The organism is Caulobacter sp. SSI4214, assembly GCF_012184455.1.
Classification (GTDB): Bacteria; Pseudomonadota; Alphaproteobacteria; order Caulobacterales; family Caulobacteraceae; genus Caulobacter; species Caulobacter vibrioides_E.
The window spans coordinates 96644-105564 of sequence record NZ_SZWJ01000005.1; the positions used below are offsets into that span (position 1 = coordinate 96644).

Annotated in this window: 8 protein-coding genes and 1 pseudogene; 7 read left to right on the plus strand and 2 right to left on the minus strand. The window is 66.8% G+C overall.

Annotated features, from left to right (window positions below; translation table 11 throughout):
- Positions 1-145: 145 nt before the first annotated feature.
- From FCU40_RS02825 to dusA, 4 genes are all read left to right on the plus strand, one after another.
- Positions 146-2170 (plus strand): hypothetical protein, encoded by a 2025-nt coding sequence (locus tag FCU40_RS02825; RefSeq protein WP_168072764.1) that lies wholly within the window; start codon positions 146-148, stop codon positions 2168-2170.
- A gap of 8 nt (positions 2171-2178) precedes the next feature.
- On the plus strand, positions 2179-3672 hold the full coding sequence (locus FCU40_RS02830) for a tryptophan halogenase family protein (RefSeq protein WP_168072766.1): 1494 nt from the start codon (positions 2179-2181) through the stop codon (positions 3670-3672).
- Between the two features lie 62 nt (positions 3673-3734).
- The gene (gene treF / locus FCU40_RS02835) at positions 3735-5336 is read left to right on the plus strand and encodes an alpha,alpha-trehalase TreF (RefSeq protein ID WP_168072767.1); all 1602 of its coding nucleotides are present in this window, start codon (positions 3735-3737) and stop codon (positions 5334-5336) included.
- Positions 5337-5873: 537 nt separating this feature from the next.
- A complete protein-coding gene (gene dusA, locus FCU40_RS02840; protein ID WP_275052037.1) occupies positions 5874-6899 on the plus strand; it encodes a tRNA dihydrouridine(20/20a) synthase DusA in 1026 nt (341 codons plus the stop codon).
- Positions 6900-6908: 9 nt separating this feature from the next.
- Here the strand turns inward: dusA and FCU40_RS02845 are convergent, their stop codons facing one another.
- Complete coding sequence (locus tag FCU40_RS02845) at positions 6909-7418, minus strand: TIGR02281 family clan AA aspartic protease (RefSeq protein ID WP_004620267.1); 510 nt, start codon at positions 7416-7418, stop codon at positions 6909-6911.
- A gap of 283 nt (positions 7419-7701) precedes the next feature.
- Between FCU40_RS02845 and FCU40_RS02850 the strand changes: the two genes are divergently transcribed.
- Positions 7702-8034 (plus strand): hypothetical protein, encoded by a 333-nt coding sequence (locus tag FCU40_RS02850; RefSeq protein ID WP_004620265.1) that lies wholly within the window; start codon positions 7702-7704, stop codon positions 8032-8034.
- A gap of 3 nt (positions 8035-8037) precedes the next feature.
- On the opposite strand, the gene FCU40_RS02855 is transcribed toward FCU40_RS02850, so the two are convergent.
- A complete protein-coding gene (locus FCU40_RS02855; RefSeq protein WP_168072771.1) occupies positions 8038-8256 on the minus strand; it encodes a DUF1289 domain-containing protein in 219 nt (72 codons plus the stop codon).
- Between the two features lie 127 nt (positions 8257-8383).
- On the opposite strand from FCU40_RS02855, the gene FCU40_RS02860 reads away from it, so the two are divergent.
- Together FCU40_RS02860 and FCU40_RS02865 are read left to right on the plus strand one after the other, a co-directional pair.
- A complete protein-coding gene (locus FCU40_RS02860) occupies positions 8384-8689 on the plus strand; it encodes a hypothetical protein (RefSeq protein ID WP_168072773.1) in 306 nt (101 codons plus the stop codon).
- A gap of 53 nt (positions 8690-8742) precedes the next feature.
- Positions 8743-8921 (plus strand): annotated as a pseudogene (locus tag FCU40_RS02865) (nicotinate-nucleotide--dimethylbenzimidazole phosphoribosyltransferase); the annotation flags it as partial.

Consider the following 8921-nt stretch of genomic DNA (forward strand, 5'->3'; position numbering starts at 1 on the left):
GGATTTATCTTCAAAGGTTTAGAGCCCTTTCGAATGCTTTGGACGGTTCCATCTAAAGCTAGAGGGCTCTAGCCGCCTCCCCTGAGGGCGTAACTCGCGGACGCCGAGGTTCGGCGTCCGCTTTCCTTTCCAGAACGGTAGCGTCATGAAAACTCTGACCCGCGCCGCCGTCACGGCCGCCTTGGCCTTGACCCTCGTCTCGCCAAGGATCGCCGCGGCCGCTGGCCCGGAACTGGCCTATCGCCTTACCGAGGGGCAGAACCTCAACGCTTTCATCCGTGATGGAGCGGTGGCCGCGCACCTGCTGCTGCGCAACGGCGTGGACCCGAGGATCCTGGTGGCGTTCCCCGCTGGCAACAGCGGAACGGGTCTGTGGTTCGAGCGGCTCGATCGGTCGGCGGAATGGCGCTTGGACGCCGCGCCGAAGCCCGTGCGCGAAGGCGTGTCGCGTGGGATCGTTTTCTCGGCGGAGATCACGACCCCCAGGCTCGTCCCGCGCCAGGCGGTGCTGTCGAATGTGCGCTATCTGCGCGACTATCAGTCCGTCGGCCGCTTCCCCCCGGAAGTCGCCGTCAAACCCTCCATTGCCGGAGATACGATTACTTACCGACGCCCGCGTCTTGATGGCGCGCCGGGCTATGGCTTGGCGCTCCGCGTGATCGAAGGCCGCATCGACCAAGGCGCGATCATCGCGGGGGTCAAGGGCAAGATCCGGCTGGAGGTCACGGCGCTCACTGGCGATGCGCCGTTGACGCCTCTGCCTGTTCCGCAATTGCTGAATGCTCGCGCCGCGAAGGATCCGGCGGCCCGAAACGCCCTGGCCTTCCTGAGCTACCGGGAGAAGTTCCTGGCCGGCTCCTGGCGCTTCAACACCTATTTCGGCCGGGACACCCTGATGTCCACGCGGCTGTTGATGCCGGCGCTTCGGCCCGAGGCGACCGAGGCCGGACTCAATTCGGTCCTGGCCAGGCTTTCGGCCGAAGGCGAGGTCGCCCACGAGGAAGGCATCGGCGAGTTCGCCATTCTCCAAAACCGCAAGGCGGGGCGCCCGGGCGACGCCGCCGAGCTCGACTACGGAATGATCGACGGCGACTACATGCTGGGCCCGGTCGCGGCCGACTATCTGCTGGGACCTGGGCGCGCGCGGGCGGCGGGTTATCTTGCGACCACCCTGGCCAGTGAATCCAGGCCAGGAGCGCGAGAGCCCGTCGGAGCCTTGCTGGTCAGAAACCTGCGCTTTGTCCTCGCGGCGGCGGCGCCGTTCGCCGAAGCGCCCGGCAAGGCGAAACTGATCGCGCTCAAAGCCGGCCGGATGACCGGCGAATGGCGCGACAGCAACGAGGGGCTGGGGCGGGGGATCTACGCCTACGATGTCAACGCCACCTTGGTCCCGGCGGCGTTGGAGGCGGCCGATCGGCTGCTGAAGGCCGGTTTGCTGGATCCCTATCTGTCCGACCAGGAGCGGCTTCGGTTCAAGCGCGCAGGGGAGGCCGCTCGTGTTTGGCGCGCCAAGGCGCCCCCATTGTTCGACGTAAAGCTCGACAACGACCAGGCGCGCCGGGCTATCGACACCTACGCCGCGTCGATGGGCGTTCCGGCGACCCCGGCGCTGACCGCGCTTGGCGGCTATTCCCTGACCTTCCACGCGCTGTCGCTGGACGCCGAGGGGCGACCCGTGCCGATCGTCAATTCGGATGAGGGTTTCCTGCTCCTGTTCGGCGCGCCGTCGGCCCGCGACCTCGACACCTATCTCGGCGCGATCATGCGGCCGTTCCCGGCGGGCCTGATGACCGATGTCGGCCTGGTGGTCGCCAACCCCGCGTTCGCCGGCGATGAGGTCAAGACGCGCTTCTCGCCGGCCGAGTATCACGGCGCGGTGGTCTGGTCGTGGCAGCAGGCCCTGCTGGCGGCGGGCATCGAGCGGCAGCTGGCGCGCCGCGATTTGCCACAAGCGACGAAGGTCCGGTTGAAGGCGGCTCAGGCGAGCCTGTGGCGCGCCATCGACGCCACCCGGGCGTTGCAGAGCTCCGAACTCTGGTCCTGGACCTTTCGCGATGGACGCTACCAGGTGGTTCCTTTCGGAGCCGGTAAGGCCGATGTCGACGAGTCGAACGCCGCCCAGCTTTGGAGCACGGTATACTTGGCGGTCCGCCCTCCGGCCGGAAAGTAGGAGACGCCATGAACCGTATCTCTCGGGTCGTGATCCTGGGCGGGGGAACCGCCGGCTGGATGACGGCCGCCGCCTTGTCCCGCTGTTTCGGCCGAACCGTGCGGATCGAGCTCGTCGAGTCAGAGGCGATTGGCACGGTGGGAGTCGGGGAGGCGACCATCCCGACGATCCATTGGTTCAACGCGCTCATCGGCCTGGATGAGGCGGAGTTCCTGCGGGCCACGAAGGCTAGTTTCAAGCTCGGCATCGAGTTCGTCGACTGGGCGCGACCCGGCCATCGCTATTTCCATCCGTTCGGGCGCTATGGCGTCGAGCTGGATCAGGCGCCGTTCCACCAGCTCTGGCTCAAATCCCGGGCGGACGGTTCGTCCCGTCCGCTGTCCGATTTCTCGCTCGCGACCGCCCTGGCCGCCGCCAATCGTTTCGCCAAGCCGGCGGAGGACCCCCGTTCGATCCTTTCGACCCTGGGCTACGCCTACCATTTCGATGCGGCGCTGTACGCGTCCCATCTGCGCGGCTTGGCCGAGGCGGCGGGCGTGGTTCGTCACGAGGGCAAGGTGACGGCGGTGGAGCGGGATCCGGAGAGCGGTTTCGTCGTCGCCTTGTCCACGGACCGCGGCGAGCGGATCGAGGGCGAGCTCTTCATCGACTGCTCGGGGTTCCGAGCGCTGCTGATCGGCGAGGCGCTGGGCGCGCCCTTCGAGGACTGGTCTCACTGGCTGCCTTGCGACCGCGCGGTGGCCGCGCCTTGCGCGCGAAGCCGCGAAACCACGCCCTACACCCGGTCGACCCTTCGCCCGGCCGGCTGGCAGTGGCGCATTCCGCTGCAGCACCGCACGGGTAATGGCTATGTCTATGCCAGCGCCTTCATCTCCGACGACGAGGCCGCCTCGACCCTTTTGGCGAATCTGGACGGCGAGCTTCTGGCCGAGCCCTGCTTCCTGCGCTTCAAGGCCGGATTCCGGCGCGAGAGCTGGCGAGGCAATGTAGTGGCGATCGGGCTCTCCGCCGGCTTCCTGGAGCCGCTGGAGTCGACGAGCATCCACCTGATCCAGAGCGGCATCGCCAAGCTGATCTCGCTGTTTCCGGATCGTGACTGCGACCCAAGCCTGGCGCGCCAGTTCAACGCCCTATTTGGCCGCGACATGGACGGCATTCGCGACTTCCTCATCCTGCACTACCACGCGACGGAACAGCACGATCAACCGCTGTGGCGCCAAGCCCGCGCCATGGCCGCGCCCGACTCCCTGAGCGAGAAGATCGCCCACTACCGCCGCTCGGGCCGCTTGATGCTCTCTCAGGACGAACTCTTCCGCGAGGCCAGCTGGCTGGCCGTGTTGGAGGGGCAGGGGATTGTCGCTCAGGGATACGCGCCGCTCGCCGATACGCTCGACCCCGCATCGAACCTGCGGCGTCTAGACGACCTCGCGGCGCTGATCGCTCGGGCCGCGCCGACGCTACCGAACCATGACGCGGTGATCGCCGAATTGGTTGGGGGATGAGATTGGCCCGACTTTCGATGGGGAGTGGCGCGCCAACGCCCTTGAGCGCCAGGAGGCCGCACATGAGTCGTCTGATCTTCGCGACGCTGGCCGTCACGGCCCTGGCCTCTACGGTCGGGGCGCAAGAGGCGACCCAGAAGGCCTCGACGATCCCGACGCCGGCGGACACCTATCAGGCGCTGTTCCAAGCGGTTCAGATCCGTCGGATCTTCGCGGACGGCAAGACCTTTGTCGACGCGGTCCCCAAGCGGCCGGCGGACCGGATCATGGCCGACTACCGCGCGCATCGCCGGTTCACCGACGCCGAGCTGGCGCGCTTCGTCCGCGCCAACTTCATCTTACCCGAAGCCGGCGCGACCCCGACGCCGAGCAAGGCCCGGCCGCCGATCAAGGCTCATATCGTGGCCCTATGGCCAAGGCTGACGCGACCGCCGGTCAAGCCCGTCGCGGGCGGCTCGGCGCTGGCCATGAAGAGGTCCTTCGTCGTTCCGGGCGGGCGCTTTCGCGAGATCTATTACTGGGACAGCTATTTCACGATGCTTGGCCTGAAGGCCGACGGACGCGATGATCTGGTCGAGAGCATGATCGACAATTTTGGCGACCTGATCGGAACCTACGGCCATGTGCCCAACGGCGCGCGGACCTACTATCTGAGCCGCTCGCAGCCGCCGTTCTTCTTCGCCATGGTCGGACTCTCGAAGGCGACCGATCCCAAGACGCTCAAAACCCGCGTCGACCTGATGCGGCGCGAGCACGCCTTCTGGATGGAGGGCGCGGACGGCCTCAAGCCCGGTCAGGCGCACCGTCGCGTGGTGGCCCTTGCCGGCGGCGAGGTTCTGAACCGTTATTGGGACGACCGCGCCACGCCGCGCGACGAATCTTATCGCGAGGATCTCGAAACGGCCGCCCAGAGCGACCGTCCAGCGCCCGACGTGTTCCGCGACCTGCGCGCCGGCGCCGAGAGCGGCTGGGATTTCTCCTCGCGCTGGATGGCCAACGGCGAAAGCCTCTCTACGATTCAGACCACATCGATCGTGCCGGTCGATCTCAACAGCCTGATGTACGGTCTCGAAAAGGCGATCGCCGAGGGCTGCGCCAGATTGGCCGACGCCGTTTGCGCGCGCGAGTACGGCGACCGGGCTGCGGCGCGGGCCAAGGCGATCAACCTCTACCTCTGGGATTCGGCAAAGGGAGCCTTCCTCGACTACCAGTGGACGACCGCTCAGCGGCTGGACCGGCTAAGCGCGGCGACCCTCTATCCGTTGTTCGTGGGCGCGACCGACGCGCGCCAAGCCCACATCGTGGCCCGGAAGGCCTGGGACGAGCTGCTCGCTCCCGGCGGCCTGCGCACCACCACGGTCCGCACTGGCCAGCAGTGGGATGGTCCCAATGGCTGGGCGCCGCTCCAATGGGTCGCGGTGTCCGGTCTGCGCCGCTATGGCGAGGACGCCCTTGCCGCCGAGATATCCAAGCGCTGGCTGGCCACTGTCGAGCGCGAGTACGCGGCCAGTGGCAAGATGCTGGAGAAGTACGACATCGAGGAGGCCAAGGCGGGCGGCGGCGGCGAATATCCCACTCAGGACGGCTTCGGCTGGACCAACGGCGTCACCCGCGCGCTACAGGAGCCTTTGGCGACCGTCCGTCAAGCGCCCTCCGGTCGCTAGGGCCGCCCGGCTTGCGTCTGGAGGCCCGAGACAGTGGCGCCCCAGACGCCAAGTGACTTTCAAAGCCGCGCCGGGCGCGGATGCGCGCCTGTTCGGCGGTAGCGTGCTAGACCTCACCGCCGCAGGTCCGATTTCGGACTCGGATCTGCTGGCGCGTCCTTAGATCGGGGCTCTCAACCGAAATCTGAGGATTTTTCGCTCTGTAATCGATGGTTATGGGGTGTCGCTACCCTAGCACTGAGGTCGTCACGCCGCGCCCGTGTTCCTTCTGGTCGGGATTCTCGTTTAACAGGCCTTACCAGATTTGGGTTTACGCTCTGCATTTCGCGCGGTCCGCCCTGATCTGGGGGAGGGCGTGTTTCCGCCGTCGCGCCCGGCTGGCGATACGCGGCGGGCTAGGTCGCGTCAGCGCCAATGTTTCCGTTTTATGGCGGCGTGCTCTATAGGTGCGGGCGGTGATAAAGCCGAGGGGGCGAGCGCGAAACTCGATCCAAGAAATTTGAACCTGGTTGGATTGGTCTCGCTGTCGGGCCGGCTATAAAAGTGAATACATTTCAAGCTCATAGATTTTCCGTCGCGCCGATGATGGACTGGACGGACCGGCATTGCCGGTCCTTGCATCGCGTCCTGTCGTCGAGGGCCTTGCTCTATACCGAGATGGTGACGAGCGGCGCGGTCGTGCATGGCGATCGGGAGAAGCTGCTGAGCTACGATCCGGGGCAGCATCCGGTGGCGGTGCAACTGGGCGGGTCGGATCCGGCCGAGCTGGCCCTGGCCGCGCGGATCGCCGAGGACTTCGGCTATGACGAGATCAATCTGAATGTCGGCTGTCCGTCGGACCGCGTGCAGAGCGGCCGTTTCGGCGCTTGTCTGATGCGGGAGCCGGACCTCGTCGCCGCGTGCATGGCGGCCATCAAGGACGCGGTGAAGGTTCCGGCGACGGTCAAGTGTCGGATCGGCGTCGACCACCAGGACCCGGAGGAGGCTCTGTTCGGCCTGGTCGACGCTTGCGCGGCGGCCGGGATAGACAGCTTCGTCGTCCACGCGCGCAAGGCCTGGCTGAAGGGACTGTCGCCCAAGGAGAACCGCGACATTCCTCCGCTGGATTACGGCCTCGTCTACAGGCTCAAGCGCGAACGACCGGACCTGACCATCGCCATCAATGGCGGCGTGCCGAGCCTCGACGCGGTGCTGGAGCATCTGGCCAACGGCGTTGATGGCGTGATGCTGGGCCGGGCGGCCTATCACGAGGCCGGCCTGCTGGGCGAGGTCGACCGGCGGATTTTCGGGATGGACGTCGCGGATATCGACAGCTTCGAGGCGGTGGAACGCTACCGGCCGTACATGGCGCGTGAATTGGCCGCCGGGACGCATCTGGCGGCCATGACCCGGCACATGCTGGGCCTGTTTCATGGTCTGCCGGGCGCCCGCGCGTGGCGGCGCGTCCTGACGGTCGAGGGCGTCAAGGCCGGGGCGGGGCTGGAGGTCGTGGATCGGGCGTTGGAGGCCGTGCGCGCGGCCCTGGCGGCGCGTGACACGCGCGCCGAGGCGCCGGCCGCCTGAGGTCCTGATCTAAGGGTGCAGGATCAGTGAGTTCGGGGTGGCCTCGAACCGAGACAGGCGGCCCAGATAGCTCATGCCCAGCAGCGAGTTCTCGAGACCCTTCTCGATGACCAGGGCGTCGACGTCGCGCACCTTGGCGCCGGCGATGGCGACGCTGGCCAGCTTGACCGAGGCCGCGCGGGTGCGGCCGTCGGCGGTGATGACGTTGTAGTCGTAGTTCAGCTTGCTAGTGTCGATGCCCAGGCGCTGGGCGTCGGCCATGCTGAGTGAAACGGCCGTCGCGCCCGTGTCGACGAGGAAGCGCACGGCCTTGCCGTCGACCGAGGCCTGGGCCCAGAAGTGGCCGTCGTCGCCCTTGGTGATCTGGGCCGCGCCGCCCTCGGCGCCGCCGAGCGTGGCCGTCGCGGCGGAGGGGGCGCGAAGTTCGGGGCGGCGCAGATCGTCCAGCGACACGACCGCCTTGGCCGCGCCGACCGCCGACAAGGCGCCCACGAGAGCGATCGCCGCGAACCTCAACATCAGACACCCCGCCATACAGGCTTTGAGACCGCTTCTGCGATCGTTGCCTCGATTATCGGCGGGCAGGCGTTTTCAAGCCGTGAATCAAAAGCGGCGATTTTCAGATCGTGGTTAACAATTCGACATCAAGTATATGTCGTATTGGTGCGAGTTTAATTACGCGGATTTAATGAGAAATATTACATACAGGTAATGGCTATCATGTCTTGGAATTAACTTCGAAGGCCTCAGCGTCGACGCTATCTATCCCCCGGGCAATAGAGAGCCCGTGAGGGATGAAGTCATGAAAGCGTTTGTCATCGCGGCCGTCGTCGCCGCCTCGGTCGCGGGCGGGGCGCAGGCCGCCGGCTCCGGCCTCAGCGATCTTCAATTCCTGAAGGCCGCTCGCTGCCGTGGCCTGGCGAGCTCGGAAAACCTGGGCAAGCTGGACACCGCGTCGCTCGACGCGCTGCTGCGAAGCGAGTCCGCTCAGCGCGATCTGCCCGTGCAGACCTCGGCGAATGGGCGGATGACGTCCGCGCGCAAGGAGGCCGACGCCGCCACGGGCGACAAGAAGGCCAAGCTGATCGCCGAGCGCGATGAGGTCTGCGCGCCGTTCATGAGCGGCGCGAAATAGGCGTCAGCGTCCGCTGGCCGCCATCAGGCTGGCCATCGGATCCGGGCGATCGGGGAGGGCGGCCATGATCGCGGCGCGCTCCTCATCGCCAAGCCGGGCCCAGCCCGCGATCTCCGGCAGGGTGCGTCGGCATCCCAGGCAATAACCGGTGACGCCGTCGACCGCGCAGACCTTCACGCAGGGCGTGGCGATGGGGCGGGGCGGCTGGGCGGCGGTGGTCATCTCGTTTTCGATTTTCGGCGTTCGGCCGACGAAGCGCAAGCGTCGTCGGCGTGGCGCGGTCTTGTCCAATCGCAAGGAGTGTCCCATGCGCAAACTTATCGCTGTCCTCGCGGTCGCCGGAGTGTCCTTGGCCGCCGCGCCGGTATTCGCCGGAGAGCCCGCCTGGAGCGACAGCGAGTTTCTGAGCGCGAACCGCTGCCTGGGGCTGGCGCAGTCCAAGGATCTGGGAGTGGTCGATGCGACGGCCTTGATCGCGAAGATCAAACAGGAAGGGCGGGGACGCATAGGCTATGTTCGCGATCGCGCCGATGAAATGCGTAGCGCCGCCCTGCGCGATGGGCGCACCCGCAGCGAAACCGTGAGGACCAAGCTGGCGGCCGAGCGAGATGGCGTCTGCAAGGCTTATCTCGGCGCGACGGTCGCGGCTAACTGATCCGAGGGCCTTGGGGGTTGCTTTGAGCGCGGAGCGGTTTAAGTCCGCGCGTCATGACGTTCGAGACCGCTTCGCCCTTCGCCGACATCCGTCAACTGGCCGCCGCGCCGCCCGCGCCGGGGCCGTCTCCGACGCTGGAGCAAGGCGGACGACTGGCCGAGATCTCGGCCTGGCTCAGCGCCTGGAGCGGCAAGACCCCGCCCGCCGTCAACCGGCCGGTCGTGGCGCTGTA

What these genes read in the sequence shown, in the direction of transcription:
- FCU40_RS02825 (WP_168072764.1), top strand. Translation starts at nt 146, where the DNA reads ATGAAAACTCTGACCCGCGCCGCCGTCACGGCCGCCTTGGCCTTGACC.
- FCU40_RS02830 (WP_168072766.1), top strand. Translation starts at nt 2,179, where the DNA reads ATGAACCGTATCTCTCGGGTCGTGATCCTGGGCGGGGGAACCGCCGGC.
- treF (WP_168072767.1), top strand. Translation starts at nt 3,735, where the DNA reads ATGAGTCGTCTGATCTTCGCGACGCTGGCCGTCACGGCCCTGGCCTCT.
- FCU40_RS02845 (WP_004620267.1), bottom strand. Translation starts at nt 7,418, where the DNA reads ATGTTGAGGTTCGCGGCGATCGCTCTCGTGGGCGCCTTGTCGGCGGTC.
- FCU40_RS02850 (WP_004620265.1), top strand. Translation starts at nt 7,702, where the DNA reads ATGAAAGCGTTTGTCATCGCGGCCGTCGTCGCCGCCTCGGTCGCGGGC.
- FCU40_RS02855 (WP_168072771.1), bottom strand. Translation starts at nt 8,256, where the DNA reads ATGACCACCGCCGCCCAGCCGCCCCGCCCCATCGCCACGCCCTGCGTG.